The sequence below is a fragment of the Actinomadura rubteroloni genome, assembly GCF_002911665.1.
Lineage (GTDB): Bacteria > Actinomycetota > Actinomycetes > Streptosporangiales > Streptosporangiaceae > Spirillospora > Spirillospora rubteroloni.
Genome location: NZ_MTBP01000002.1, coordinates 1161167 through 1186263, shown reverse-complemented (window position 1 = coordinate 1186263; position 25097 = coordinate 1161167). Strand labels below are relative to the sequence as shown.

Genomic DNA, 25097 nt, shown 5'->3' with positions numbered 1-25097 from the left:
CCGGTCTCATGCCCATCAAATGCCTGATCAAGCACGCGGCTCCCGCCGCCCCGGACGTCCTCCGCCGCGAAATGTCGGAGGGGCCGGGCAAGATGGCGTCCATGTGCGGTCGCTACGCCACGGCGCGGGCCCGGCAGGAGCTGCTCGACCAGTTCGCCGTCGGCCTCGATGACATCGACGGGGACCTGGAGCCCGACTACAACGTCGCGCCCACCAAACAGGTCCCGGCCGTCCTGACGCGGGCTCCGCGCGACGAGCCGACCGAGGCCGTGCGCGAGCTGAAGACGCTGCGGTGGGGGCTCGTCCCGTCCTGGGCCAAGGACCTCGCGATCGGCAGCCGGATGATCAACGCGCGGTTCGAGACCGTCCACGAGAAGCCCGCCTACCGCCGCGCGTTCGCCCGCCGCCGCTGTCTGCTGCCCGCCGACGGCTACTACGAGTGGTACAAGTCCGAGGGCGAGGGCAAGCCGCGCAAGCAGCCGTTCTTCATCCGCCCGAAGGACGGCTCGATCATGGCGATGGCCGGGCTCTACGAGCTGTGGAAGTCGCCGGCCGACGAGTGGGTCTGGACCTGCACGGTCATCACCACCGACGCGCCGGACGCCCTCGGCCGCATCCACGACCGGATGCCGATGATCGTCCGCCGCGACCGCTGGGACGCCTGGCTCGACCCCGCCCTGTCCGACGCCGACGAAGTCCGGGGCCTGCTCGTGCCCGCGCTCGGCGGCTCGCTCGCCACCGCGATGGAGGCCTTCCCGGTCGGGCAGGCGGTGAGCAACGTCCGCAACAACGGGCCGCAGCTCATCGAACCCCTGTCGGACGGCCCGGACGGCCCGGACGGCCGGGAAGGCCCGGGGGAGGGAGCCCTGTTCTGAGCCCCGCCCCCGGCCGTCCACTCGCGCCCCGGCCCGCGCGCCCGGCGCGTCCCCCGGATCCGTGCCGCCGGATCCGTGTGCCCGGATCGTGCGCCCGGTCTACGTGCCAGGGCCGCGTGCGTGGTCCGCGCCGAGTCGGGTGCGGTCAGGAGTCCGGGCGGCGTGCGGACGCCAGCAGGTGCACGCCCAGCGAGTCGTCGCCGGCGGGCGCCGACAGCTCGGTGTTCACCAGGCGCGGCAGCGTCGCGGGCGACCGCGTCAGCATGTGCTCCACCGTGGACGGCGACAGCACCGTCCGGGGCCGGATCCACTCCACCTCCAGGCCCGCCTCGGTCAGCAGCTCGCGGAGCTGGTCGGTGCCGAAGCAGCGCGTGATCGTCCCGTCCGGCCAGGGGACGAGCAGCACCTCCGCCGCCGGGACGTCCGACAGGTGCGCCCACCGGTTCTGCTCGGCCAGCAGCGCCATCCCGAGCGTCAGCGAGTCCACCGAGACCAGCAGCTTCCCGCCGGGCCGCAGGACCCGGGCGATCTCCGCGACCGCCGCCTCGGTCACCAGATGCCGCGACAGGGCGCGGTTCTCGGCGATGACCCCGTCCACCGACCCGTCGGTCAGGTAGTGCAGCCGGTCGGTGTCGGCGATCAGCGTCCGGACGCCGTTCGGCCGCGACTCCGCCCGGACCTCGGGTTTCTCCGCGTCCGGCGCGGGCTCCACCACCTCGATCACGCGGTGGCCCGCCCCGGCGGCCTGCGCGGCGCTGCGGCCGTCGTCGCCGGAGACGTCGAGCAGCCGCCCGGGCCGGCGGGGGAGCCAGCGCGCGAGCTGCGCCTCGGCCACGGCCCAATAGAACGCCCAATAAAGCGCGAGCGGCTCGTCGTCAGCCGCAGGGGCTCCCGCGTCATGGCCGCGGCGGCCGGTCGTGCTGGGAGGCTCGGGAGGTCGCGCCGGCACCGGTAGCAAGGCCGCTCCTGTTCTCGCCGTGTACGTCAACTTCTTCCCCGTCGCGCCCGGCGTCACCCTCCGCGGGTCGGGTCGCCGCGCGCCGGTTTCGGGGGCGGTCCCGCGCGGGGGTCGGCGCGCGGGACCGGACGCGTCCACGGTCCGGTCGGGAATCCGGACACGCCCTTCGGTGTTGCACCGTCTCACAGGATGCGAGGAGGTTCCCTTCGATGACCACAGTCGTTGCCGAACGCCGGGGCGGGTCCGTCCCGACGCCACCCGGCCTGGTGCCCGCCCCCGGCGGAGTGCCGCGGCGACGCGGCCCGCTATCGTCGGTCGGGGACGACGCCACCGGTGTCGCCACAGCCAAGGGGGTGGGTCAGGTACAGGGGACCACTGAGACCGTCGAGCAGCGCCAGGAGCGGTTCCAGCGCGATGTGCTCCCGTACTTGGATCAGCTTTACTCGGCCGCGCTGCGGATGACGCGCAACCCCGCGGACGCCGAGGACCTCGTGCAGGAGACGTTCGCCAAAGCCTTCGGATCGTTCCACCAGTTCAAAGAGGGAACGAACCTCAAGGCGTGGCTGTACCGCATTCTGACGAACACGTTCATCAACACCTACCGCAAGAAGCAGCGCCAGCCGCAGCAGTCGGGCGCCGAGGAGATCGAGGACTGGCAGCTCGCGCGCGCCGAGTCCCACACCTCCAGCGGGCTGAAGTCCGCCGAGGCCGAGGCGCTGGAGCACCTGCCGGACTCCGACGTCAAGCGGGCCCTGCAGGACCTGCCCGAGGAGTTCCGCATCGCGGTGTACCTCGCCGACGTCGAGGGCTTCGCCTACAAGGAGATCGCCGACATCATGGCCACGCCCATCGGTACCGTGATGTCGCGGCTGCACCGCGGCCGGCGTCAGCTTCGGGGGATGCTCGAGGACTACGCCCGGGAGCGGGGGCTCTCCGGGGCGAGCGGAAAGGGTGAATGACGCATGAGCTGCGGCGAAGCGCATGAGACCCCGTGCACCGAGGTGCTGGCCCGCGTCTACTCCTATCTGGACGGCGAGCTGGACCAGGGCGGTTGCGGCGAGGTCCGCCAGCACCTGGACGAGTGCGGGCCGTGCCTGCGCGAGTACGGGCTGGAGGAGTCGGTCAAGAAGCTCGTCCACAAGTCGTGCGGGTGCGAGCCCGTCCCGGCGGACCTGCGCTCCCGGATCCTCGGGCGCATCGAGCAGATCTGCGGCGAGCTGAAGGACGCCGAGACGTCCCCGGCGGGAACGCCCGCCGAGAAGGGCTGATCCGGCCGGTGCGCCGGTGCGCTTGTATCGTGCTGCAATGCGCGTACTCGTCACCGGCGCCGCCGGGTTCATCGGCTCCCATCTCGTCGACCGGCTGCTGACCGACGGCCACGAGGTCGTCGGCCTCGACGACCTGTCCTCGGGCGCCAACGTCCGCGACGACGTCGAGTTGTGGCAGATGGACGTCGCGGATCCGGCCGTCGCGGCCCGGGTCGCGGCCTTCCGCCCCGAGGCGGCCTGCCACCTCGCGGCGCAGGTGAGCGTCCGCGCGAGCGTCGCCGATCCCGCGCACGACGCCCGCGTCAACGTGCTCGGCACCGCGAACCTGCTGGAGGCGATGCGCGCGGCCGGCGGACGCAAGGTCGTGCTGACGTCGAGCTGCGCGGTCTACGGAGTGCCCGACGCCCTGCCCGTCCCGGCGGACGCCCCGCTGCGCCCCGCGTCGCCGTACGCGGCGTCGAAGGTGGCGGGCGAGGTCTACGCGGGCATGTACCGGGCGCTGCACGGCCTGGACTTCACGACGCTGACGCTCGCGAACGTCTACGGCCCGCGCCAGACGCCCGAGGGCGAGGCGGGCGTCGTCTCGATCTTCACGGACGCGCTGCTCTCCGGCCGTCCGACGCGCGTGTTCGGCGACGGCTCCCAGACCCGCGACTACGTCTACGTGGCCGACGTCGTGGAGGCCTTCGCCCGCGCGATCGGCGAGGCGGGCGGCGGCGGGCGCTTCAACGTCGGCACCGGCCGCCAGACCACCGACCGCGCCCTGCACACCCTGGTCGCGCGAGCGGCGGGCGCCCCCGACGACCCGGCGTTCGCCCCGCCGCGCCTGGGCGACCTCCCGACGATGGCGATCGACCCGTCCGACACCGGGACGGCCTTGGGCTGGGAGCCGTCCACGGAACTCTCCGACGGTCTGGAAAAGACGGTCGCGTGGGCGAGGTCGCGCGCGCCCCAGCCGTCCTGACAGCCGCCTTCACCGCCCCGCGCGCGGGCACGTGCAGATTCGCGTGCAAGCAAGGTGTGCATGTGCATTGTGCGCGTACGCAGCGTCGACAAAAGAGCCCGCAGCGTCACTTAGCGTGGTCATTAGTTCACGCTTTGCTCACGATTCGCAGCATCCCTGTGTGGCTTAGTACACCCACGTTAGGCTTGGCCCAGAATCAGTTAAGGGATCCTGGGGTGTGCGTCCTGTAAGGTGCGCGCCCCTCCCGGGCCTGTCCCGGAGGGCCCCAGGGCACGTGGGGGGAGACTCGTGACCATGACCAAAAACACAAAGCGCACGAAGACAGCCAAGCGCGGCATTTCCTGGGTTTGAGGGCGTTGAGCAGCGACCCCGGCCGTCACGCGAGTGCGTTAACTGAGCGCCCGGGGGGACGAAGCCGGAGGCGAGTCCCCCCGGGCGGGAAGATCGCGAAGCGATGCAGCACTCGCCCAAGGCACGGTTGCGGAGCGAGCGCCAGCGAGCGCAGCAGGCCGGGACTTGAATAAGAGGAGCGGCTATGCGTGAGCTGCCCGCGGCTGCGTGGGTGTTCGTGTGCGGCGTGGTCGCGCTGGCGGCGGGCATCGTCGTCACCGCGCCGTTCACCGGTCTGGACTGGGCGACGCTCGCGGTCCTCGTCGTGCTGTTCCTCGTCTGCGACTCCGCTCCGGCGCAGCTCACGGTGGAACGCGCCCGGGTGTCGCTGGGCTTCGCGGCGAGCTTGGCGTCGGTCGTCATGCTCGGCCCGGCGGGCGCGGCGCTGCTCGGGTTGAGCGCCGTCGTGACGGGCCAGCGCATGTTCGCGCCGGTCAAGCGGATGTTCAACGCGGCGCAGTTCGCGCTCGGCGGGTTCGCGGCCGGGGTCGTGTTCGACCTGCTCGGCGGGTCGAAGTTCCCGCCGGGCGGGCCCGCGTGGGTGGAGCACGTGATCGGGCCGTTCGTCGCCGCCGCGATCACGTTCGTGCTGGTGAACCTGGCGCTGACGACCGGCATCCTCGTCCTCGCCAGGCAGGCCACGCTGCGCGCGATGCTGCGCGAGAGCGGGCGCCTGGTGTTCGGCTGCCTCGGCTACAGCATGTTCGGCCTGCTCATCGCGGGTCTGTGGCCGGGGATCCGGGCGTTCGCGGCGGTGCTCGTCCTGCTGCCGCTGTTCATCGCCCGCTGGGCGCTGGAGCAGGCGCACGACCAGCAGCGCGCGCACGCGGCGACGCTCGCCGCGCTCTGCCAGGCCGTCGAGACCAAGGACTACTACACGCGCGGGCACTCCGAGCGGGTGTCGCGCGGCTCGGTGATGATCGCGCAGCAGATCGGGATGCGGCCCGCGCGCGTCGAGGCGATCCGGTACGCGGGGATGCTGCACGACGTGGGCAAGCTCGGCGTCCCGACGACCGTCCTGCAGAAGGACGGCCCGATGACCGAGCACGAGCTGGCCGCGATCCAGCTCCACCCGATGCGCGGGCTGGAGATCGTCCGCGAGATCGGGTTCCTGGACGAGGCGCTCGCCGGGATCATGCACCACCACGAGAAGATGAACGGGCGCGGCTACCCGATGGGCCTGGCCGGGGACGAGATCCCCGAGTTCGCGCGGGTCATCTCGGTCGCGGACGCGTTCGACGCCATGACGTCCAACCGGTCCTACCGCGCGGCGCGCAGCATCGAGGAGGCGGTCGCGGAGCTGCGCCGCTCGTCGGGCGACCACTTCGACCCGGTCATCGTGGACGCGTTCCTCGCGGCCCTGGGCCGCGAGGGCTGGGATCCGCCCGGCCCCGTCGCGCCCCCGGAGGACGCCGCGCAGGCCACCGCGCAGGACCACGACGACCCGACCGCCCCGATCCGCGTCACCCGAGACGGGGCCGCCCGGTGAATGCTGGGACGGGGTACCGGCGGTCCGGGTGGCAGACGATCGATCCGGGTCAGGCGTTGCTGATGGCGACGGCCGGGCTGGTCGTGCTGGTCGCGGTCACCGAGGTCGCGGCGGTCCGGCTCGTCCAGCCGGACATGGCGGTGTTCTTCGGCGTGCTCATCGCGCTCGGCGAGCTGTTCCGGATGGTGATGCCGGGCAACCGCGAGGTCGCTCCGGTCGGCACCGCGGGCGCGCTCGGCTACGCGCTGCTCGCCGGGGTCGGGCGCGGCGCGGACGGACGCGACGGCGCGGGGTTCCTCGACGTCGTGCCCGCGACGCACTCGGCGTTCCAGGTCGTCGCGGTCGCCGCCGCCGGGATGCTCGTCGGGACGCTCCCGCACCTGGCCGTCGGGCGCTCGCCGCGGCCGGACGCGATGGCGCGGCGCCTGCTCACGATTGCGATCGTGGCGTTCCTGTTCCGTCCGATCCTCGAACTGCATCCGGCGTGGCAGGTGCTGCTCGCGGTGATGGGCGTCGTGGTGGTGCTGTCGTGCTTCCTGGAAGTGCTGGTCACGGCGGTGCTGCGGGCCGAGTCGGTGCGGTTCGGGATCGCCGTCCGGGACGAGATCCGCGCCAAGCTCGCCCTGTGCGCCGCGACGAACGCGACCGCGATGCTCATCGCCGTCGCGACGACCGTCATGGGCCCCGCCGCGCTGCTGGTGTTCACCGCGCCGATCCTCGTCACCCAGTTCGCGTTCCGCCGCTACGCCGGGATCCGCGCGACGTACCTGCAGACCGTCCGGGCGCTGTCGCGGGTCACCGAGGTCGGCGGGTACGTCGAGACCGGGCACTCGCGGCGCGTGTCGCGGCTCGCGGTCGCGATGGGACGCGAACTCGGCATGTCCGAGGAGGAACTGCTCGAACTGGAGTACGCGGCGCTCATGCACGACATCGGGCAGCTCGCGCTCGGCGACCCGATCCCGGGCGGCGCGACCGTCCTCGCCTCGCCCGCCGAGCAGCGCCGCATCGCCGAACTCGGCGCCGAGGTCATCAAGCAGACCGGCGTGCTGGACCGGGTCGCCGCCATCGTGCGGCTCTCGTCCCACCCGTACCGGACGGGCCAGAGCGACGCCGAGCCGTCCCCGCCGCTCGCCGGGCGCATCATCAAGGTCGCCAACGCCTACGACGACCTCGTCGGCGACTCGCGCGACCGGGACCGGGGCGCGGCCGTGCTGGAACGGCTCCGGCTGGACTCGGCGGCCGAGTACGACCCGGCCGTCGTGGAGGCGTTGTCGCGCGTCGTGGACCGCCGCCCCCGCCACTGACACCGACCGGCATGTCCGTCGCGCCGGGGTGTGCCGGGTGAAGGGCGGGTACCGACAAAACCACGCGCGGGTATTTGTCGTCCGCGCCGCCGCCGGGGCGGCCCGGACCGGGCTAATCTCGGCGCGAAGACCTGCCGGCAGACGAGAGGGAGCCGTTTCCGTGTTCGAGTCCGTCCTCGTGGCGAACCGCGGCCAGATCGCCAGCCGGGTCGTCCACACCGTGCGCGCGATGGGGCTGAAGGCCGTCGCGGTGTACTCCGAGGCCGACGCGGAGACGCCGTTCGTCGCCGAGGCCGACGAGGCGATCCTCATCGGGTCCGCCGACCCGTCGCGCAGCTACCTCGACGGCGCCGCGATCCTGGAGGCCGCGCGCCGCACCAACGCGCAGGCGATCCACCCCGGCTACGGGTTCCTCGCCGAGAACGCCGCGTTCGCCCGCGCCGTCGCCGACCGGGGCCTCGGCTGGATCGGCGCGCCGCCGCTCGCCATCGCCCGGATGCGCGACAAGATCAACGCGCGGAACCTCATGAAGGAGGCGGGCGTCCCGGTCTGCCCCGGCGTCTGGGAGCCCGTCCCGGACGAGGACACCGCCGTCGAGGAGGCCGAGCGGATCGGCTACCCCGTCATGGTCAAGGCCGCGGCGGGCGGCGGCGGCGTCGGGATGGGCGCCGCGCACGCCGAGGACGCCCTGCGCGCCGCCTACCGCACCGCCCGCAGCCGCGCCGAGCGGTTCTTCGACGGCTCCGACATCCTGCTGGAACGGTTCGTCACCGGCGCGCGGCACGTCGAGATCCAGATCCTCGGGCTCGCGGACGGCACCGTCGTCGCCCTCGGCGACCGCGACTGCTCGGTGCAGCGCCGGCACCAGAAGCTCGTCGGCGAGTCCCCGTCGCCCGCGCTGGACGCCGAACTGCGCGCCCGGATGGCGGACGCGGCCGTCCGCGCGGGCGAGGCCGTCGGCTACCGGGGCGCCGGGACGGTCGAGTTCCTCGTCGCGCCCGCCGCCCGCGAGTTCTACTTCCTGGAGCTGGGCGCGAGCCTGTCCGCCGAGCATCCCGTCACCGAGCTGGTCACCGGCATCGACCTGGTCGAACAGCAGCTCCGGGTCGCCGCGGACGAGCCCGTCACGTTCACCGGCACCGCGCCGCGCGGCCACGCGCTGGCGTTCCGGATCTACGCCGAGGACCCCAAGTGCTTCCTGCCCGGCCCGGGCCGCGTCCGGGTGTGGGAGGAGCCGGTCGGCGACGGCATCCGCGTCGACGCCGGATACGCCGAGGGCGGCGCGGTCTCGCCCGTCTACGACCTGCTCATGGCGCAGCTCTGCGTCCACGCCGCCGACCGTCCGGCGGCCCTGGAACGGGCGCGTGCCGCGCTCGGCGCGTTCCGCGTCGAGGGGCCGCGCTCCAACATCCCGTTCTACCTCGAACTGCTCGACCGTCCCGAGTTCCGGGACGGCGGCCACGACACCGCGCTCGTCGGACGGATGCGGGACGCCTGACCGGCGCCGCCCCCGCCGGGCGGCACTTGCGATGGAGAAGGGAGCCCGCCGTGACCGAGGTCCGCGCGGAGATGGTGGCGAAGCTGCTGGAGGTCACGGTCGCCGAGGGCGAGCGTGTCAACGAGGGCGACACCCTCGTCCTGCTGGAGTCGATGAAGATGGAGATCCCCGTGCAGGCGGAGGGGCCGGGCGTGGTCACGCGGCTCGCCGTCGTCGCGGGCGCCCAGGTCCAGGCGGGCGACCTGCTCGCGGTGATCGAGTAAGAGTAGGGTGCCGCCGTGGAGACGACGACCTACTGCGACCGCTGCGGCACTCCGGACGCCGACGGCCCGCACGACGCGTGCCGCGCCGCCCGCGCGATGGAGCCGCCGCGCTACTGCCCGGCGTGCCGCCGCCGCATGATCGTCCAGGTGACGCCGCTCGGCTGGACGGCCCGCTGCTCCGAGCACGGCGAGACGCGCGGCTGATACAAAGTCCGGGCCTCCAACACTGTGGGATCCGGCAGCGACAGCGGTTTAGGGGCGCACGCTAGTGTGCCGCACGTGAGTGTGCTCGTGGTGACCGGTACCTGTACCGGAGTCGGGAAGACCGTCGTCACCGCCGCGCTGGCCGCGCTGGCGGCGGCGCGTGGGGCCTCGGTGGCGGTGGTGAAGCCCGGCCAGACCGGCGTCGAGCCCGGTGAGCCCGGCGATCTCGACGACGTCCGGCGGCTCGCCGGCGTCACCGACCTGCACGAGTGCGCCCGCTTCCCCGACCCGCTGTCGCCCGCGGCGGCGGCGCGGCACGCGGGCCTCCCCCCGGTGCGGCTGCCCGAGGTCGCCGGGGAGGTCGGGACGCTCGCCGCGTCCCGGTCCCTGGTGCTGGTGGAGGGCGCGGGCGGGCTGCTCGTCCGCTACGACGACGAGGGCCGCACCATCGCCGACCTCGCGCGGTGGCTCGGCGCGGCCGTCCTGGTCGTCACCCGGCCCGGCCTCGGGACGCTCAACCACACCGCGCTGACGCTGGAGGCGCTCGCGCACCGCGGCGTCCAGCTCGCCGGGGTCGTCGTCGGGGCGTGGCCGGACGACCCGGACCTCGCCATGCGCGGCAACCTGCGCGACCTGGAGACGATCGCCGCCCGTCCGCTCGCCGGGGCGCTGCCCGCGGGCGCGGGGGCGCTCGACCCGGCCGAGTTCCTGCTCGCCGCCCGCGGGGGCCTAGCCCCGGCGTTCGGCGGAGCGTTCGACCCCGTGGCGTTCCACGCCGCCCACGGTCTGCCCCAGAAGGAGATCCCGTGACCGACATCCTCGACGTCGCCCGCCGCCAGGTGCTCGACGAGGGCCGCGGCCTGTCCGCGTCCCAGGTGCTCGACTGCCTCAACCTCCCCGACGACCGGCTGAAGGACCTCCTCGCGCTCGCCCACGACGTCCGGATGCGCTGGTGCGGCCCCGAGGTCGAGGTGGAGGGCATCGTCTCGCTGAAGACCGGCGGCTGCCCGGAGGACTGCCACTTCTGCTCCCAGTCCGGCACGTTCCAGTCGCCCGTCCGGGCGGTGTGGCTGAACATCCCCGAGCTGGTGGAGGCGGCGAAGGAGACCGCGAAGACCGGCGCGACCGAGTTCTGCATCGTCGCGGCGGTGCGCGGCCCGGACGAGCGGCTGATGAACCAGGTCCGCGAGGGCGTCGCGGCGATCAACGCGGCCGTGGACATCAACATCGCGTGCTCGCTCGGGATGCTGACGCAGGAGCAGGTGGACGAGCTGGCGGCGATGGGCGTCCACCGCTACAACCACAACCTGGAGACCGCCCGGTCGCACTTCCCGAACGTCGTCACCACGCATTCGTGGGAGGAGCGCTGGGACACGCTGCGGATGGTGAAGGACGCCGGCATGGAGGTGTGCTGCGGCGGCATCATCGGCATGGGCGAGACGCGCGAGCAGCGCGCCGAGTTCGCCGGGCAGCTCGCCGAGCTGGAGCCCGACGAGGTGCCGCTGAACTTCCTGACGCCGCGTCCGGGCACGCCGTTCGCGGACCGTCCGCTGGTGGAGGGCGCGGAGGCGCTGAAGACGATCGGCGCGTTCCGGCTGGCGCTGCCCCGGACGATCCTGCGCTACGCGGGCGGGCGCGAGCTGACGCTCGGCGACTTCGGCACCCGCGAGGGGATGCTCGGCGGCATCAACGCGGTGATCGTCGGCAACTACCTGACGACGCTGGGCCGTCCCGCCGAGCAGGACCTGGAACTGCTGACCGAACTCGAAATGCCCATCAAGGCCCTGTCCAAGACCCTCTGACCCCGCACTTGGACGGCCCGTCCCGCCCGCGCCGCGGGACGGGCCGTCATGAGTCAGTCCTCGTCGCCGTACGACGACACGTGGATGACGCCGCCGATGATCTCTACGCGGGTGCCGTCGTGGGGCATCCGCAGATAGTCGTGAAGCTCCCCGGACGCGAACATGTTGAAGGGCTCGTCCGGAAGAAGGACCCTCGTGTCACCCGTGAACCTGATCTTGTAGCTCTTCATGTCCGGGCCGTCGCTCACCAGGTCGTCCACTTGCTCGTGTCGATGTCGATGTCGAACGGCTCGGGCAGGTGGATCGTCTTGCCGAACTCCCACTCCTCGGAGTGGAGGTATGCGCCGACGCCACCGTCGGGAACCGAGTACAAGATCGTCCGGGCGATTTTCGGGTCACGGTCGATCAGCAGGTAGTAAGGAATGCCGGCGCGGGCGTAGCTGACCCACTTGCTCTTCGTCCGCGAACCCGACGGGCGAGGGCGGTCGTTCTTGGCGTTCCGTTGCGACGTGACCTCGACGACGAGTTCGATCTGGTCCGGGGTGAGGATGTTCTCGCCCGTCTCGTTGGCCGTGTCGAGAACCTCCTCGTCCAAGACGACGAGGTCGGGAATGTACTCTTCCAGCGCCTCCCCGATGGTCAGCCCGGTGTTCTGATCAGTGGTCCAGGGGAACTCGTCGCGATGGTCTTTCGCGCGGCGCAGCGTTTCAGCGATCCGGCCGACGATGAAGTTGTGGCGAAGCGCGGCGGCGGGGGACACGACGATCTCTCCTCCGATGATCTCGACTCGGGGGCCTTCGTCGGGGAGGTGAAGGATGTCGTGGAGTTCGCCGCTGACCCATAGCTTGTGCAATGAGTCCGGGAGCGTCGCCTCATATTCCTGAATTTTCACTTTTGTCACTTTAGGTGACTCCTCCCTCACGATCTGCTCCCGTCATCGTAGGGTCGGGTTGAGACGAGCGTACCCAGAACGTGGGATCTCGTCGCGCTCTGTGACGTGCCGTCCGATGAAGGACGTCAGTCGCGGCGGAGGCGCGTGATGAACTTGTAGCGGTCGCCGCGATAAAGCGATTGTGCCCATTCGACGGGCTGGCCGGTGGAATCCACGGCGTGGCGGGAGAGAAGAAGAAGAGGAAGGCCGACGTCCACCGCGAGGAGCTGGGCGTCGTGCGGGGTCGCGAGGACGGTCTCGATCGTCTCCTCGGCCTCGGCGAGGTGGACGTCGTACGCCGTCGCGAGCGTTTCGTAGAGCGAGCGGTGCCGGGGGAGTTCGCGGCGCAGGCCCGGGAAGCGGCGGGCGGGCAGGTGCGAGGTGTCGATGGACATGGCCTCGCCGTCGGCGAGCCGGAGCCGGTGGATGCGCAGCACCCGGCCGCCGGGACGGATCGCCAGCAGCGCCGCCAGCCGCTCGTCCGCGCTGACGTAGCCGATCTCCAGGATGCGGGTCTCGGGACGCAGGCCGTGGTGGCGCATGTCCTCGGTGTAGGAGACGAGCTGGAGTTCCTGCGCGACCTTCGGCTTGGCGACGAACGTGCCCTTGCCCTGGATGCGCTGGAGGCGTCCCTCCACGACGAGTTCGGCGAGGGCCTGCCGGACGGTCGTCCGGGACGTCTCGTACTTCTCCGCGAGAGTCCGCTCAGGCGGCAGCGGGCTGCCGGCCGGGAGCGACTGGATCAGCTCGACCAGCAGCTCTTTCAGCTTGTAGTACTTGGGGATGCGCGGCGCGGACGGGGTGTGGTGCTTGCCCAGGTCCGCGAGCGCGGCGCGGTCGTAGGGGTGTTGCGCGCCGTCCCCGTGCCGGGGGCCGCCGCCTCTGACCTCCGTCACGGTCTCTCCTCACGTTCATCACCGGTTCTCCCGATGTTACGTGTGCAGACTACGGCCGGTAGAACGTGCCACGGCGCGAAGGGCGTCCGCGAGTGTCGTGAAATCCGCCTCCCCGAGCGTCGCACGGGCCGTGACGCGCAGGCACGCGCGTCCCTTGGGCACCGACGGCGGACGGAAGCAGCCGACGCGGGCGCCGTGGTCGCGGCAGATCCGCTGGGCGTCCAGCGCGGCGTGCGGTTCGCCGAGGAAGACCGGGACGACCGCGGCGGCCGGGTCGGCGGTGGCCAGGCCCGCGGCGCGGGCGAGGTCCCGGACGCGCCGCGCGTTGGCCCGCGCGCGGCCGGGCAGGTCCGGTTCGGCGGCGAGGACGTCCAGCGCGGCGAGCGCGGCACCGGCGGCGGCCGGGTTGAGGCCGGTGTCGAAGATGAACGCCCGTCCGGTGTCGACCAGGTGCTCGATGACCTCGGGGGCGCCGAGCACCGCGCCGCCCTGCGCGGCCAGCGACTTGGACAGCGTGAGGGTCAGGACGACGTCGGGCTCCCCGGCGATCCCGGCGGCGTGCGCGGCGCCCCGCCCGCCGGGGCCGACGACGCCGAGCGCGTGCGCCTCGTCCACCACCAGCAGGGCGCCGTTCGCGCGGGCCGCGCGGTGCAGGTCGGCGAGGGGGGCCAGGTCGCCGTCCACGGAGAACACCGCGTCGGTGACGACGAGCGCGTGCTCCTCCTCGCGGGCGGCCAGGACCTCGGCGACGGCCGCCGCGTCCCGGTGCGGCGTCACGACGACGCGGGACCGTGACAAGCGGCACGCGTCCACGATCGACGCGTGGTTGACCTGGTCCGACACGACCAGCACGCCGGGGCCGCCGAGGCCCGCGACCGCCCCGAGGTTCGCCAGGAACCCCGACGAGAACACCAGGCCCGCCGCGCAGCCCGTCAGCGCGGCGAGGCGCCGGTCCAGTTCGGCGTGCAGCGCGGTCGTCCCGGTGACGAGCCGGGAGCCGGTCGAGCCCGTCCCCCACTCCCGGACGGCCGCGACCGCGCCCGCCGCCAGCCGGGGGTCGCCGTTCAGCCCGAGGTAGTCGTTGGACGCGAGGTCGATGAGGCCGTCGTGATCGGCCGTCCGGGGCGCCAGCGCGCGGCGCAGCCCCGCCTCGGCGCGGACGGCCGCGGCGGCGCGGAACCGGGCGAGCGGATCGGTGACGTCGGTCATGCCCGCATCCTGCCATGATGGGAAGGTGCCCACCTTGAGCGATCTGGTCCGTGACCATACCGATCTCACCGAGGCGGACCTCGAATGGCTGCACGCCCTCGTCTCGGACTGGCAGCTCCTCGCCGACCTGTCCTTCGCGGACCTGCTGCTGTGGGTGCCGCTGCGGTCCGCCGACGCGCTGCCGGAGGATCCGCGCCGCCGCGCGCCCGCGCCCGCCGACGACACCGTCCCCGGCTGGGTCGCGATCGCCCAGATGCGGCCGACGACCGGCCCGACCGCCTACTCCGAGGACCTCGTCGGCCGCGTCGTGCGGACCGGACGGCGCGGGCTCATCGACGTCGCGTGGCGCGAGCGCCGGATCGTCCGGGAAGGCGACCCCGAGTGGGGGAGCGGCATCCCCGTCCGCGAGGAGTCGATCCCCGTCCGGCGCGGCGCGAAGCTGCTCGGCGTCATCCAGCGCAGCACCAACCTCAGCTCCGCGCGGACGCCGTCGCGGCTCGAACTGACCTATCTCCAGAGCGCCAGCGACCTCGCCCAGATGATCGCCGACGGGCGGTTCCCGGTGCCGGGGGAGGACCCGAACCTCGTCCGGTCCCCGCGCGTCGGGGACGGGCTGATCCGGCTGGACCGCGCGGGCCGCGTCACCTACGCCAGCCCCAACGCCCAGTCGGCCTACCGGCGGCTCGGGTTCCAGGCCGACCTGGTCGGCGCGTCGCTCGGCGAGGTCACCGCCGGGCTGTGCGACACCGGGGAGCCGCAGGAGGAGGCGCTGAGCGTCGTCCTGTCGGGACGCGCGCCGCGCGAGGTCGAGGTCGAGGCGCACGGGACGGTCCTGCAGATCCGGACGATCCCGCTGGTCGTCGGCGGGAACCGCATCGCGGCGATCGCGCTGTGCCGGGACGTCACCGAACTGCGCTGGCGCGACCGCGAGCTGATGACCAAGGACGCGACGATCCGGGAGATCCACCACCGCGTCAAGAACAACCTCCAGACCGTCGCGGCGCTGCTGCGCCTCCAGGCGCGGCGGCTGCGCGTCCCCGAGGGGCGGGCGGCGCTGGACGAGGCCGTCCGGCGGGTCGGGTCCATCGCGATCGTCCACGAGACGCTGTCGCACACCCCGGACGAGCTGATCGACTTCGACGACATCGCCGACCGGGTGATCATGATGGCGGGCGAGGTGTCGACGCCCGAGACCCAGGTCGCGCCCAAGCGGACGGGCAGTTTCGGCGTGCTGCCCGCCGAGATCGCGACGCCGCTGGCGATGGCGCTGACCGAACTGCTCCAGAACGCGCTGGAGCACGGGCTCGCCGACCGGTTCGGGACGCTGGAGGTCGTCGCCGTCCGGTACGGCGAGGGGCCGCCGCCGGACGCCTCGCCCGCCGGGTCGGCGCTGCCGAGCGTCCGGGTCTGGGGGGAGTGGCCGGGCAGCGAGGGCGGGCCGCCGAGCCGCGCCGTCCCCGACGACGCCGACGGGCGGCGGCTCGTGGTCGTCGTCCTGGACGACGGCGCGGGCCTGCCGCCGGACTTCGACGTGGAGAGCAGCAACAGCCTGGGATTGCAGATCGTCCGCACGCTCATCGTCGGGGAACTGGGCGGCCGGCTGGAATTTCGCCGCCGTGAAGAAGGCGGGACGGAAGTCGTCGTCGATGTGCCGCTCGACCAGCAGCATCGGCCGGGTCCGCCGCCGCGCTGAAAATGCCGAACGCCCGTGGATTGCCCACGGGCGTTCTTCGGTACTGCCGGCGTCGCGCTCTCCGGCCGAATGGTTCGGAGGCCGCGCCGGAACAATCGGCTGGTGTCAGAGACCCGCGTTCGCGCGGGCGCGGGCACGGGCGGCGCGGCGCTTGACGGCGCGGCGCTCGTCCTCGCCCATCCCGCCCCAGACGCCGGCGTCCTGGCCGGATTCGAGTGCCCAGCGCAGGCACGCGTCGGTCACGTCGCAGCGGCGGCAAACCTGCTTGGCCTCTTCGATCTGCAGGAGCGCGGGCCCGGTGTTCCCGATCGGGAAGAAAAGCTCGGGGTCCACGTCACGGCAGGCAGCGCGGTGGCGCCAGTCCATGCGGTCCACTCCTTCGTCGCGGTGGTGGAAGACACTCAACTTGTGAACGGTTTCACATGTCGCGAACACCCCGAGACGCAAAAAGTTTGGTCAGGTGGATTGTTCGGCGGCGTTCCGGCCGTGCTCGGGGCGGCAGCGTTGCGACCCCGGCGGAGAACGCACTTTGAGCGTGTCAGGGCCGCGCAGGACGACGCAAGACCTCCGAGAAACGTTTCTCAAGGTATGGATGTCGGATGTGTCACATCAGTGGGTCCGGGCGGTTGCTTTCCTGTTAACGGACGCTGTGACCAGCCTCATATGACGATCCGCACGGCTTTCGGCACGGCGCGGAACGTGATCGTCGCGTGTTCGCCCAGGTAGTCGCCGTCCAACTCGAACGCCACCGGACGCGTCGCCCGCAGCGTGACGTGCTCGGCGTCGTGCACGTTCACGATGTGCCGCCCGCCCATCGGCCGCGACCGCGCGACGAGCATCTTCGCGAACGCCGAGAGCACCGTCCCGGCGCTCAGCGAACGCGTTCCGAACACGTCCAGGCCGAGCGCGAAGTTCGCGCGCGGGCTCGGATTGAGCGGAAGCGGGCCGAGGAAAGTCCACGGCGCGGTGTTGGAAACGAACACGAGAAAGACCCCGGAAATCGGCGCGGCGCCCGGCGCCTCGACCGTCAGCGCGGGGCGGCGCCGATCCGTTCCGGCGAAGAATTGGCGCACGGCGGCGCGCACATAGAGTGACGGGTCCGCCTTCGCGCCGGCCAGCCGCAGCCGCTCGACCTCCCGCACGACCTCGGCGTCCAGGCCGACGCCCGCGCAGAAGGTGAAATAGCGCTCGGTGCCGTCGGGGAGGGACGCCGCGCCGAGCCCGACCGTCCGGTGCCGTCCCGCCCGCAGCGCCGCGAGGACGTGCCGTGTCGCGCCCACCGGGTCGCCCGGCAGCCCGAGCGCCCGTGCGAAGACGTTCGCGCTGCCCGACGGCAGCACCGCCAGCGCGGGCAGCTTCAGGTCCGGGCCGTCGGTGAGCAGTCCGTTGACGGTCTCGTTGACCGTCCCGTCGCCGCCGAGCGCGATCACGACGTCGAACCCGTCGCGCGCCGCGTCCCGCGCCAGCTCCGTCGCGTGCCCCCGGTGCGCGGTCTCGGCGAGGACGAGGTCGAGATCGCCGGCGAACGCCCGGACGAGTGTGTCCCGGGCCTGCCGCGAGGTGGAGGTCGCCTTCGGATTGGCGATCAGCATGGCGCGCACGGCGCCAGGTTATCCACCGCGCTCCGTGCGCCGAACCGACAACCCGGCTTGGAACGTGCCGAAGGCGTCATCGCGTTCCCCGGTCGGCCCCACCCGGACCGGACGAGTAGGGTTTCGGATGTGTCCCAGCGACCCGCCCTCGCCCACGCCGCCGCCGCGCTCGAAGCCGTCGAAGGGCTCACGGCCACCGGGATCGGCGTGTTCGTCGGCGTCGAGACCGCCGTCGGCAGCCCGGTCGACCCCGTGAGCGCCGTCGGCGTCACCGTCCTCGCGCTGATCGGCGGCGTCGCCATGCTCGCCGTCGCGCGCGGGATCCTGCTCGGCGACGCCCGCAGCCGCGCCCCCGGCGTCCTCACCCAGCTCTTCGCGCTGCCCGTCGCCTGGTCGCTGTGGCAGAGCGGACGGCCGGAGATCGCGCTCCCGCTCGGCGCCGTCGCGCTCGCCGCGCTCGTCGCGCTGCTCAGCCCGGCCAACACCGCCTGGCTCGCCCGCGAGGCCGACGACGACCGCGAGCCCGCCGGAACCGACTCCTGACGACGGGACGGGCACCGCAAGGTCCGCGCTGCCCGTCCGCGACTACTCGTCGGCCGTCAGCCCGTCGCGGAGCTGCGCCAGCGTCCGTGCCAGCAGCCGCGACACGTGCATCTGCGAGATGCCCAGTTCCGCGGCGATCTGCGACTGCGTCATGTTCCCGAAGAACCGCAGCAGCAGGATCCGCTTCTCCCGCGCCGGGAGCTTCTCCAGCAGCGGCTTCAGCGACTCCCGGTACTCCACGCCCTCCAGCGACTCGTCGATCATGCCGAGCGAGTCCGCCACGGCGGGCGCGTCCTCGTCGCCGGAGTCGGGCGCGTCCAGCGAGACCGTGGAGTAGGCGTTGGCGGACTCCAGGCCCTCCAGCACCTCCTCCTCGGTCATCTGCAGGTGCGCGGCCAGCTCGCTGACCGTCGGCGCGCGGCCCTCCCGCTGGGCGAGGTCGCTGATCGCCTTCGTCAGCGACAGCTTCAGCTCCTGGAGGCGGCGCGGCACGCGCACCGCCCAGCCCTTGTCGCGGAAGTGCCGCTTGATCTCCCCGACGATCGTCGGCGTCGCGTAGGTGGAGAACTCCACCCCGCGGCCGAGGTCGAACCGGTCGATCGACTTGATCAGCCCGATCGTCGCGACCTGGATCAGGTCGTCCAGCCACTCGCCGCGGTTGCGGAACCGCCGCGCCAGGTACTCCACGAGCGGCAGGTGCAGCTCGACGAGCTGGTCGCGGATGCGCTGGCGCTCGGGGTCGCCGTCGGGCAGCTCGGCGAGCCGCTCGAACATCGCCCGGGCGCGGGCGCGGTCGGGGACCGCGCTGTCGGAACGCTCGTTGCCGGTGCTGTCCCCGGCCACCGTCGTCTTCTCCGTCACAGGGCCAGGCCCCCCGACCGGCGCTTCTGCAACGTGACGATCACCCGGTCGTCCGCGGCCGCCTTCGCGTCCACCTCGCCGGCGAGCGACGACAGCACCGTCCAGGCGAACGTGTCGCGGCTCGGGACGGCGCCGTCCACCGTGAGCACCGACACGGCGATGCTCATGGCCTCGTCGGTCAGCTCGAACTCGCAGGTCAGATCGGTGCCCGGCACGGCCTGTGGAAGCAGCATCGCGCACGCCTCGTCGACCGCGATCCGCAGGTCCTCGATCTCGTCCAGCGTGAAGTCGAGCCGGGCGGCGAGCCCGGCCGTCGCGGTGCGCAGCACCGACAGGTACGCGCCCGCGGCCGGGAGCTTCACCGTCACGACGTCACGCACGGAATCCTCCGTACTGGCCGCCATCGCGGCGGTTTCCTCGGTCACGTCACTCCTCGTGGGATGGTCCGCTGTCTCCGAAACTACCGCTAATCACGACCTCGGCGAGCATCGCCGCGCGTGAGGTTCCGGGTGATCTTCCGTCGTGCGGTGAGCATCGGTGTCCGGTTCGCCCGGTGCGTAGGTGATCATGAACTCTGGGCTCCGGCCGCGTCCCGCAGCGCGTCGCCGGTCAGCCGGTAGACGGTCCACTCGTCCTGCGGACGCGCGCCGAGCGACTCGTAGAAGCCGATCGCCGGAGCGTTCCAGTCCAGCACCGACCACTCGACCCGGCCGTAGCCGCGCGCGACGGCGATCCGCGCCAGCTCCAGCAGCAGCGCCCGGCCGTGCCCGCCGCCGCGCGCCTCCGGACGGACGAACAGGTCCTCCAGATGGATGCCCGGACGGCCGAGCCAGGTCGAGAACGTCCGGAACCACACCGCGAAGCCGACCGGCTCGCCGTCCTGCTCGGCGATCAGCGCGGACGCCGCCGCGTCCGGGCCGAACAACTGGGCGCGCAGGTCGTCCTCGGTGGCCCGCACCTCGTGCGGGGCGCGCTCGTAGGCGGCGAGCTCGTGGACGAGCCGCAGGACGAGCGGCACGTCGTCCGGGGTGGCCTCGCGGATCATGCTCCGAGGTTATCCGCGAATCCGCACGCTGCGTCACGGCCGCCCGGGGCGAACCGCGAAGGCCCGCCCCCGGAGCGGGAGCGGGCCTTCGGGCTCAGGAGATCACAGGCTCAGGCCTGCTTGGTCTCCCAGAAAATCTTGTCGATCTCGGCGATCCGCGCGAGCAGGTCGTCGGCGACCTTGACGTCCAGGCCGCCCTTCGTGCCGGCCGCGCCCGCGAGCTTGGTCGCCTCGTTGAAGAGCGTGTGGAGCTGCGGGTACTTCTCGAAGTGCGGCGGCTTGAAGTAGTCCGTCCACAACACCCACAGGTGCTCCTTGACGAGGTTGGAGCGCTGCTCCTTGATCACGATCGCGCGGGTCCGGAACGCCGGGTCCTCGTTCGCGTTGTACTTCTCGATGATCGCCTTGACCGACTCGGCCTCGATACGGGCCTGCGCCGGGTCGTAGACGCCGCACGGCAGGTCACAGTGCGCGGAGACCGTGGTCCTGCGGCGCAGAAGGCTGACGAACACCTGTGCTTCCCTTCCTTGTAACGGATCATGCTCAGGGCACCGACACTACTCTGATGAGACCGGGCGGGATCGCCCAGGGCGCTCGGTATTTCGGCCTAAGCCCTGCCCGCTTTCTGACCGCTGCGGCGGCGCTTATGCGGGGGGACGGCCATGGACTGGGCAAAGATCATCAAGGGGCGGGCGCTGATCCGCGCCGAGGTCACGGGCGCCTCGATGCTGCCCGCGCTGCGTCCCGGGGACCGGCTCGTCGTCCTGTCCGGCGGGGACGTGGCGGCCGGCGACCTCGTCGTCGCGCGGCGGCCGGACGACCCGGAGACCGTCATCGTGAAGCGCGCCACGTTCCGCGACGGCGACGGCTGGTGGCTGGAGAGCGACAACCAGGACGCGCCCGGCCGCCGAGACAGCTGGGACTTCGGCGCCGTCCCGGACGGCCGGGTGCTGGGCCGCGCGGTGGCCCGCTACCGTCCGCTGCGCCGGGTGGGGCTGCTGCGCCGCGCCCGGCGGTGAACCCGGCGGTGGACCCGCGCCCCCGGAGCCGGGGACGCGGGCGCGGTGCCTCAGATCCGGTTGACGCCCTCGGCGCGGGCCTGCGCCGCGACGGCGGCGGTCACGGCCGGGGCGACCCGCTCGTCGAACGGGTTCGGGATGACGTAGTCGGGGGAGAGGTCCTCGCCGACGATGCCGGCCAGCGCCGACGCGGCGGCGAGCTTCATGCCCTCGGTGATCGAGTGGGCGCGGACGTCCAGCGCGCCGCGGAAGATCCCCGGGAACGCCAGCACGTTGTTGATCTGGTTCGGGTAGTCGCTGCGGCCCGTCGCGACGACGCGGGCGTGCCGCCGCGCCACCTCGGGGTGGACCTCGGGGGTGGGGTTGGAGAGCGCGAACACGATGGCGTCGTCGCTCATCGTGGCGATCGAGGACTCCTGGACGGTGCTGCCCGACAGGCCGATGAAGACGTCCGCGCCGCGCAGCGCCTCCTCGGTGGAGCCCTTGAGCAGCGACCGGTTGGTGATCGCGGCGATCTGCTGCTTGATCGGGTTGAGGCCGTCGCGGCCCTCGTAGATCAGGCCCTTGCTGTCCGACAGCGCGATGTCGCCGATGCCCGCCTCGATGAGGATCTTGGAGACGGCGATGCCGGACGCGCCCGCGCCGGCCACGACCGCGCGCAGGTCCGACAGGGGACGGCCGACGAGCCGGGCGGCGCTCTGGAGCGCGGCGAGCGCGACGATCGCGGTGCCGTGCTGGTCGTCGTGGAAGACGGGGATGTCGAGGGCGGCGCGCAGCCGGTCCTCGATCTCGAAGCACCGGGGGGCGCTGATGTCCTCCAGGTTGATGCCGCCGAAGCTCGGGGCCATCCGGATGACCGTGTCCACGATCTCGTCGGTGTCGGTGCAGCTCAGCGCGATGGGCACCGAGTCGACGCCGGCGAACTCCTTGAACAGCAGCGACTTGCCCTCCATGACCGGCATGGACGCGGCCGGGCCGATGTCCCCGAGGCCGAGCACGGCGGTCCCGTCGGTGACGACGGCGACGACCTTGGACGTCCACGTGTAGTCGTAGGCCAGCTCGGGCCGCTCGGCGATCGCGGTGCAGACGCGGGCGACGCCGGGCGTGTAGGCGAGCGACAGGTCGTCGGCGTCGCGGACGGGGATGGTGGAGCGCATCTCCAGCTTTCCGCCGCGGTGCAGCCGGAACGCCGGATCGTCGTCGAATGAGTGCGGTTCGGTGGGGAGAGGTTGAGCGGACACAGCGACCCCTGTCAGAGAAATGGGAATTCTGCGATGCCGCCGCGGTGGTGATGGTCTGGTGGCCGACCACTCGGGGACATCTCGCGACGTAACGGGGGTCACCCGTTACCTGATTGTGCCACATGGGCGTGGCGGCGCCCCGGGGCGGGACGGGTGGTGGACGTCACGTGACGCCGTCCAGAACGGGCTGCTCACCGTCGTCGCGGCCCGTCCCGACCGGGTGTCCGGGACGCCGCCTTGGTCACCCAGTGTCCGAATCGTGTCTCCCCGTTTAACCGGATCGAAACTTTCGCAGTGGAAAAATGCGCTCTGACCTCGGGTATCACGATCCGACGTACTCCCCTGGAGGGAAGCCTGTGAAGACCGGTTCTCTGCACCGCCGCGCCGCTGCGGTCGGGTCCCTCGTCCTGGCGGGCGCCCTCGCGCTGTCGGCCTGCGGCGGCGACGACGGCACCGAGGGCGGTTCCACGGCGCCCGGCAAGGACGTCGGGGACGTCTTCGCCGCGATCAAGCCGGACCCGGCGCTCAAGGCCAAGCTCGCCGCGTCCATCGCGTCGGCGGGCAAGGTGACCGTCGCCACCGACCCGTCGTACGCGCCGAACGAGTTCTACGCGGCGGACAACAAGACGATCATCGGCCTGGACCTGGACCTCGGGAAGGCGCTCGGCAAGAAGCTCGGCGTCGAGTTCGCGTTCCAGAAGGCGGGCTTCGACGCGATCATCCCCGGGATCAAGGCCGGAACGTACCAGCTCGGCATGTCGTCGCTCACCGACAACAAGGACCGGGAGAAGACGGTCGACTTCGTCACCTACTTCACGGCCGGGTCGGCGCTGATGGTGAAGGCGGCCAACCCGTCCGGGCTGAAGCCCGACGACCTGTCGCTGTGCGGGAAGAAGGTCGCGGTCGAGAAGGGCACCGTCCAGTTGGACGAGCTGTCGGACGTCATCGACCCCGCCAAGGGCACCGGCGCCCGCACCAAGAAGTGCAAGGACGCCGGAAAGCCCGCCCCGGTAGCGCTGCCCTACCCCGACCAGAACGGGGCGAACCTGGCGCTGTCCAGCGGGCGCGCGGACGCCGTCCTCGCCGACTCCCCGGTGATCGACTACGCGGCCAAGCAGTCGAACGGCCAGTTCGAGGTGTCCGGCGCGACCTATGACACCGCGCCCTACGGCATCGCGGTCGGCAAGGACCTCGGGACGACCAAGGATGCGCTGCTCGGCGCGCTGAAGGCGCTCCAGGCCGACGGCACCTACGCCAAGCTGCTCCAGAAGTGGGGCGTGGAGAGCGGATCGCTGGGCGCCCCGGGCATCAACGGGGCGCAGAGCTGATCCGATGACGAGCCTCGTCAAGGACAACGAGCCGGCGGGACGGCCCGAGATCCGGGCCGTCCCCGTCCGGCACTACGGCCGGTGGGTCGCCGCCGCGCTGATCCTCTACGTCGCCGTGTGGGCCGTCTACAGCGTCGCGCACAACGAGCGCTTCGGCTGGGACGTGATGGGCCGGTACTTCACGGCCGACGCCGTCCTGTCGGGCATCGGGACGACGCTCGGCCTCACCGCGATCGCGATGGTCATGGGCGTCGTCGGCGGCGTCCTGCTGGCGGTGATGCGGCTGTCGCCGAACCCGCTGATCTCCGGGACGTCCTGGCTCTACATCTGGGCGTTCCGGGGCACGCCGGTGCTCGTGCAGATCCTGCTGTGGGGGTTCATCAGCGCGCTGATCCCGCGCTTCTCGATCGGGATCCCGTTCGGTCCGACGTTCGCCGACTTCAGCGCCAACGCGGTGATCACGCCGTTCGTGGCGGGCTGCCTCGGGCTCGGGCTGAACGAGGCCGCGTACATGGCCGAGATCGTCCGGGCGGGCATCCTGTCGGTGGATCCGGGCCAGGACGAGGCGGCGTGCGCGCTCGGGATGAGCCGGGCGAAGTCGATGCGCCGGATCGTCCTGCCGCAGGCGATGCGGGTGATCATCCCGCCGACGGGCAACGAGACGATCTCGATGCTCAAGACGTCGTCGCTGGTGTCGGTGATCGCCGTCGCGGACCTGCTGTACTCGGTGCAGATCATCTACGGCCGGACGTATCAGACGATCCCGTTGCTGCTGCTGGCCAGCGCCTGGTACCTGGTCATGACCTCCGTCCTGACGGTCGGCCAGTTCTACCTGGAGCGCTACTTCGGACGCGGCGCGGCGCGGCGGCAGACGATGCTGGAGCGGCTGTGGGCGAACCTGCGGACGGCGCGGCCCGCCGGGAAGGGGACGCGATGACGCCCGAGTTCATGGTGCGCGCGGAGAACGTCCACAAGCGGTTCGGCCGGACGGAGGTGCTGCGCGGCGTCGACCTCGCGGTGCGGCCGGGCGAGGTGATGTGCGTCATCGGGCCGTCCGGCTCGGGCAAGTCGACGTTCCTGCGCTGCGTCAACCACCTGGAGAAGATCGACGGCGGGCGGCTGTGGGTGAACGGGCGGCTCGTCGGCTACCGCGAGAAGGGCGGGCGCCTCCACGAGCTGCCGGAGCGGGACGTCGCCCGGCAGCGCCGCGAGATCGGCATGGTGTTCCAGCGGTTCAACCTGTTCCCGCACATGACGGCGCTCCAGAACGTGATGGAGGCGCCCGTCCAGGTGAAGGGGCGGGGCCGGACGGAAGCGCGCGAGCAGGCCCGCGCGCTGCTGGAGCGGGTCGGGCTCGGCGACAAGACCGGCAGCTACCCGGCGCAGCTCTCCGGCGGGCAGCAGCAGCGCGTCGCGATCGCCCGCGCCCTCGCGATGGAACCGGCGCTGATGCTGTTCGACGAGCCGACGTCCGCGCTGGACCCGGAGCTGGTCGGCGACGTCCTGGAGGTCATGAAACGGCTCGCCCTGGACGGCATGACGATGATCGTCGTCACGCACGAGATGGGGTTCGCGCGCGAGGTCGGCGACTCGCTGGTCTTCATGGACGACGGCGCGGTCGTGGAGGAGGGCGATCCGCGCGAGGTGCTGGCGAACCCGTCGCATCCGCGCACGCGGGACTTCCTGTCGCGGGTGCTGTGATCCCGGCGCGGGGCCGCTGCGTA

At 72.2% G+C, this 25097-nt stretch carries 29 protein-coding genes; 17 read left to right on the top strand and 12 right to left on the bottom strand.

What is annotated here, in order from left to right:
- Window positions 1-8: 8 nt before the first annotated feature.
- Complete coding sequence (locus BTM25_RS17035) at window positions 9-875, top strand: SOS response-associated peptidase (RefSeq protein ID WP_328589648.1); 867 nt, start codon at window positions 9-11, stop codon at window positions 873-875.
- A 145-nt stretch (window positions 876-1020) separates the two neighbouring features.
- Here BTM25_RS17035 and BTM25_RS17030 read toward each other — a convergent pair whose 3' ends face one another.
- The gene (locus tag BTM25_RS17030) at window positions 1021-1824 is read right to left on the bottom strand and encodes a class I SAM-dependent methyltransferase (protein WP_103563852.1); all 804 of its coding nucleotides are present in this window, start codon (window positions 1822-1824) and stop codon (window positions 1021-1023) included.
- A gap of 218 nt (window positions 1825-2042) precedes the next feature.
- On the opposite strand from BTM25_RS17030, the gene BTM25_RS17025 reads away from it, so the two are divergent.
- From BTM25_RS17025 to bioB, 10 genes are all read left to right on the top strand, one after another.
- The gene (locus BTM25_RS17025; RefSeq protein ID WP_235828448.1) at window positions 2043-2792 is read left to right on the top strand and encodes a sigma-70 family RNA polymerase sigma factor; all 750 of its coding nucleotides are present in this window, start codon (window positions 2043-2045) and stop codon (window positions 2790-2792) included.
- 3 nt (window positions 2793-2795) lie between these two features.
- On the top strand, window positions 2796-3101 hold the full coding sequence (rsrA, locus tag BTM25_RS17020) for a mycothiol system anti-sigma-R factor (protein WP_103563851.1): 306 nt from the start codon (window positions 2796-2798) through the stop codon (window positions 3099-3101).
- 37 nt (window positions 3102-3138) lie between these two features.
- Window positions 3139-4065: an NAD-dependent epimerase/dehydratase family protein gene (locus BTM25_RS17015; protein WP_103563850.1), complete on the top strand. Its 927-nt coding sequence runs from the start codon at window positions 3139-3141 to the stop codon at window positions 4063-4065.
- A 535-nt stretch (window positions 4066-4600) separates the two neighbouring features.
- Window positions 4601-5944 (top strand): HD-GYP domain-containing protein, encoded by a 1344-nt coding sequence (locus tag BTM25_RS17010; protein WP_205648127.1) that lies wholly within the window; start codon window positions 4601-4603, stop codon window positions 5942-5944.
- On the top strand, window positions 5941-7248 hold the full coding sequence (locus BTM25_RS17005) for an HD-GYP domain-containing protein (protein ID WP_103563849.1): 1308 nt from the start codon (window positions 5941-5943) through the stop codon (window positions 7246-7248). The genes BTM25_RS17010 and BTM25_RS17005 overlap by 4 nt, the downstream gene beginning before the upstream one ends.
- 160 nt (window positions 7249-7408) lie before the next feature.
- Window positions 7409-8746: an acetyl-CoA carboxylase biotin carboxylase subunit gene (locus tag BTM25_RS17000; RefSeq protein WP_103563848.1), complete on the top strand. Its 1338-nt coding sequence runs from the start codon at window positions 7409-7411 to the stop codon at window positions 8744-8746.
- A gap of 50 nt (window positions 8747-8796) precedes the next feature.
- On the top strand, window positions 8797-9009 hold the full coding sequence (locus tag BTM25_RS16995) for a biotin/lipoyl-binding carrier protein (RefSeq protein WP_146059064.1): 213 nt from the start codon (window positions 8797-8799) through the stop codon (window positions 9007-9009).
- A gap of 15 nt (window positions 9010-9024) precedes the next feature.
- Window positions 9025-9213: a biotin synthase auxiliary protein BsaP gene (gene bsaP / locus BTM25_RS16990; protein ID WP_103563847.1), complete on the top strand. Its 189-nt coding sequence runs from the start codon at window positions 9025-9027 to the stop codon at window positions 9211-9213.
- Window positions 9214-9288: 75 nt separating this feature from the next.
- Window positions 9289-10023, top strand: coding sequence for a dethiobiotin synthase (gene bioD, locus BTM25_RS16985; protein WP_168212132.1), 735 nt, complete (start codon window positions 9289-9291; stop codon window positions 10021-10023).
- Entirely contained in the window at window positions 10020-11015 is a 996-nt protein-coding gene (bioB, locus tag BTM25_RS16980) for a biotin synthase BioB (RefSeq protein ID WP_103563845.1), read from the top strand. Before bioD ends, bioB begins: the two co-directional genes overlap by 4 nt.
- Window positions 11016-11068: 53 nt before the next feature.
- On the opposite strand, the gene BTM25_RS16975 is transcribed toward bioB, so the two are convergent.
- From BTM25_RS16975 to BTM25_RS16960, 4 genes are all read right to left on the bottom strand, one after another.
- On the bottom strand, window positions 11069-11275 hold the full coding sequence (locus BTM25_RS16975; protein WP_103563844.1) for a hypothetical protein: 207 nt from the start codon (window positions 11273-11275) through the stop codon (window positions 11069-11071).
- Window positions 11260-11907 carry a Uma2 family endonuclease gene (locus BTM25_RS16970; RefSeq protein ID WP_168212131.1) on the bottom strand — a complete coding sequence of 216 codons (648 nt, stop codon included), beginning with the start codon at window positions 11905-11907 and terminating at the stop codon, window positions 11260-11262. The genes BTM25_RS16975 and BTM25_RS16970 overlap by 16 nt, the downstream gene beginning before the upstream one ends.
- A 125-nt stretch (window positions 11908-12032) precedes the next feature.
- The gene (locus BTM25_RS16965; RefSeq protein ID WP_235828447.1) at window positions 12033-12842 is read right to left on the bottom strand and encodes a GntR family transcriptional regulator; all 810 of its coding nucleotides are present in this window, start codon (window positions 12840-12842) and stop codon (window positions 12033-12035) included.
- A 36-nt stretch (window positions 12843-12878) separates the two neighbouring features.
- Complete coding sequence (locus BTM25_RS16960) at window positions 12879-14051, bottom strand: 8-amino-7-oxononanoate synthase (protein WP_103563842.1); 1173 nt, start codon at window positions 14049-14051, stop codon at window positions 12879-12881.
- 25 nt (window positions 14052-14076) lie between these two features.
- Between BTM25_RS16960 and BTM25_RS16955 the strand changes: the two genes are divergently transcribed.
- Window positions 14077-15744, top strand: coding sequence for a sensor histidine kinase (locus BTM25_RS16955; RefSeq protein WP_103563841.1), 1668 nt, complete (start codon window positions 14077-14079; stop codon window positions 15742-15744).
- A 105-nt stretch (window positions 15745-15849) separates the two neighbouring features.
- On the opposite strand, the gene BTM25_RS16950 is transcribed toward BTM25_RS16955, so the two are convergent.
- On the bottom strand, window positions 15850-16110 hold the full coding sequence (locus BTM25_RS16950; RefSeq protein ID WP_103563840.1) for a WhiB family transcriptional regulator: 261 nt from the start codon (window positions 16108-16110) through the stop codon (window positions 15850-15852).
- Window positions 16111-16403: 293 nt separating this feature from the next.
- Entirely contained in the window at window positions 16404-17345 is a 942-nt protein-coding gene (locus tag BTM25_RS16945; RefSeq protein ID WP_103563839.1) for a diacylglycerol/lipid kinase family protein, read from the bottom strand.
- 120 nt (window positions 17346-17465) lie between these two features.
- Between BTM25_RS16945 and BTM25_RS16940 the strand changes: the two genes are divergently transcribed.
- Window positions 17466-17879 (top strand): hypothetical protein, encoded by a 414-nt coding sequence (locus tag BTM25_RS16940; RefSeq protein WP_103563838.1) that lies wholly within the window; start codon window positions 17466-17468, stop codon window positions 17877-17879.
- A gap of 42 nt (window positions 17880-17921) precedes the next feature.
- Here BTM25_RS16940 and BTM25_RS16935 read toward each other — a convergent pair whose 3' ends face one another.
- The 4 genes from BTM25_RS16935 to sodN form a co-directional block, all read right to left on the bottom strand.
- Window positions 17922-18653, bottom strand: coding sequence for an RNA polymerase sigma factor SigF (locus tag BTM25_RS16935; RefSeq protein ID WP_235828539.1), 732 nt, complete (start codon window positions 18651-18653; stop codon window positions 17922-17924).
- Between the two features lie 83 nt (window positions 18654-18736).
- Window positions 18737-19165, bottom strand: coding sequence for an ATP-binding protein (locus tag BTM25_RS16930; RefSeq protein ID WP_378186400.1), 429 nt, complete (start codon window positions 19163-19165; stop codon window positions 18737-18739).
- A gap of 140 nt (window positions 19166-19305) precedes the next feature.
- Window positions 19306-19785, bottom strand: a complete 480-nt coding sequence (locus tag BTM25_RS16925) for a GNAT family N-acetyltransferase (protein ID WP_103563837.1) — start codon at window positions 19783-19785, stop codon at window positions 19306-19308.
- 110 nt (window positions 19786-19895) lie between these two features.
- Window positions 19896-20297 carry a superoxide dismutase, Ni gene (sodN, locus tag BTM25_RS16920; RefSeq protein ID WP_103563836.1) on the bottom strand — a complete coding sequence of 134 codons (402 nt, stop codon included), beginning with the start codon at window positions 20295-20297 and terminating at the stop codon, window positions 19896-19898.
- 150 nt (window positions 20298-20447) lie between these two features.
- Between sodN and BTM25_RS16915 the strand changes: the two genes are divergently transcribed.
- The gene (locus BTM25_RS16915) at window positions 20448-20804 is read left to right on the top strand and encodes a S24 family peptidase (RefSeq protein ID WP_103563835.1); all 357 of its coding nucleotides are present in this window, start codon (window positions 20448-20450) and stop codon (window positions 20802-20804) included.
- A 50-nt stretch (window positions 20805-20854) separates the two neighbouring features.
- On the opposite strand, the gene BTM25_RS16910 is transcribed toward BTM25_RS16915, so the two are convergent.
- Complete coding sequence (locus BTM25_RS16910) at window positions 20855-22045, bottom strand: NAD(P)-dependent malic enzyme (RefSeq protein ID WP_103563834.1); 1191 nt, start codon at window positions 22043-22045, stop codon at window positions 20855-20857.
- A gap of 356 nt (window positions 22046-22401) precedes the next feature.
- On the opposite strand from BTM25_RS16910, the gene BTM25_RS16905 reads away from it, so the two are divergent.
- From BTM25_RS16905 to BTM25_RS16895, 3 genes are read left to right on the top strand one after another with little or no spacing between them, the layout of a single operon-like run.
- Complete coding sequence (locus BTM25_RS16905) at window positions 22402-23373, top strand: ABC transporter substrate-binding protein (RefSeq protein ID WP_103563833.1); 972 nt, start codon at window positions 22402-22404, stop codon at window positions 23371-23373.
- A gap of 4 nt (window positions 23374-23377) precedes the next feature.
- The gene (locus tag BTM25_RS16900) at window positions 23378-24310 is read left to right on the top strand and encodes an amino acid ABC transporter permease (protein WP_103563832.1); all 933 of its coding nucleotides are present in this window, start codon (window positions 23378-23380) and stop codon (window positions 24308-24310) included.
- Window positions 24307-25074, top strand: a complete 768-nt coding sequence (locus BTM25_RS16895; protein WP_328589646.1) for an amino acid ABC transporter ATP-binding protein — start codon at window positions 24307-24309, stop codon at window positions 25072-25074. Before BTM25_RS16900 ends, BTM25_RS16895 begins: the two co-directional genes overlap by 4 nt.
- The last annotated feature ends 23 nt before the right edge of the window (window positions 25075-25097 follow it).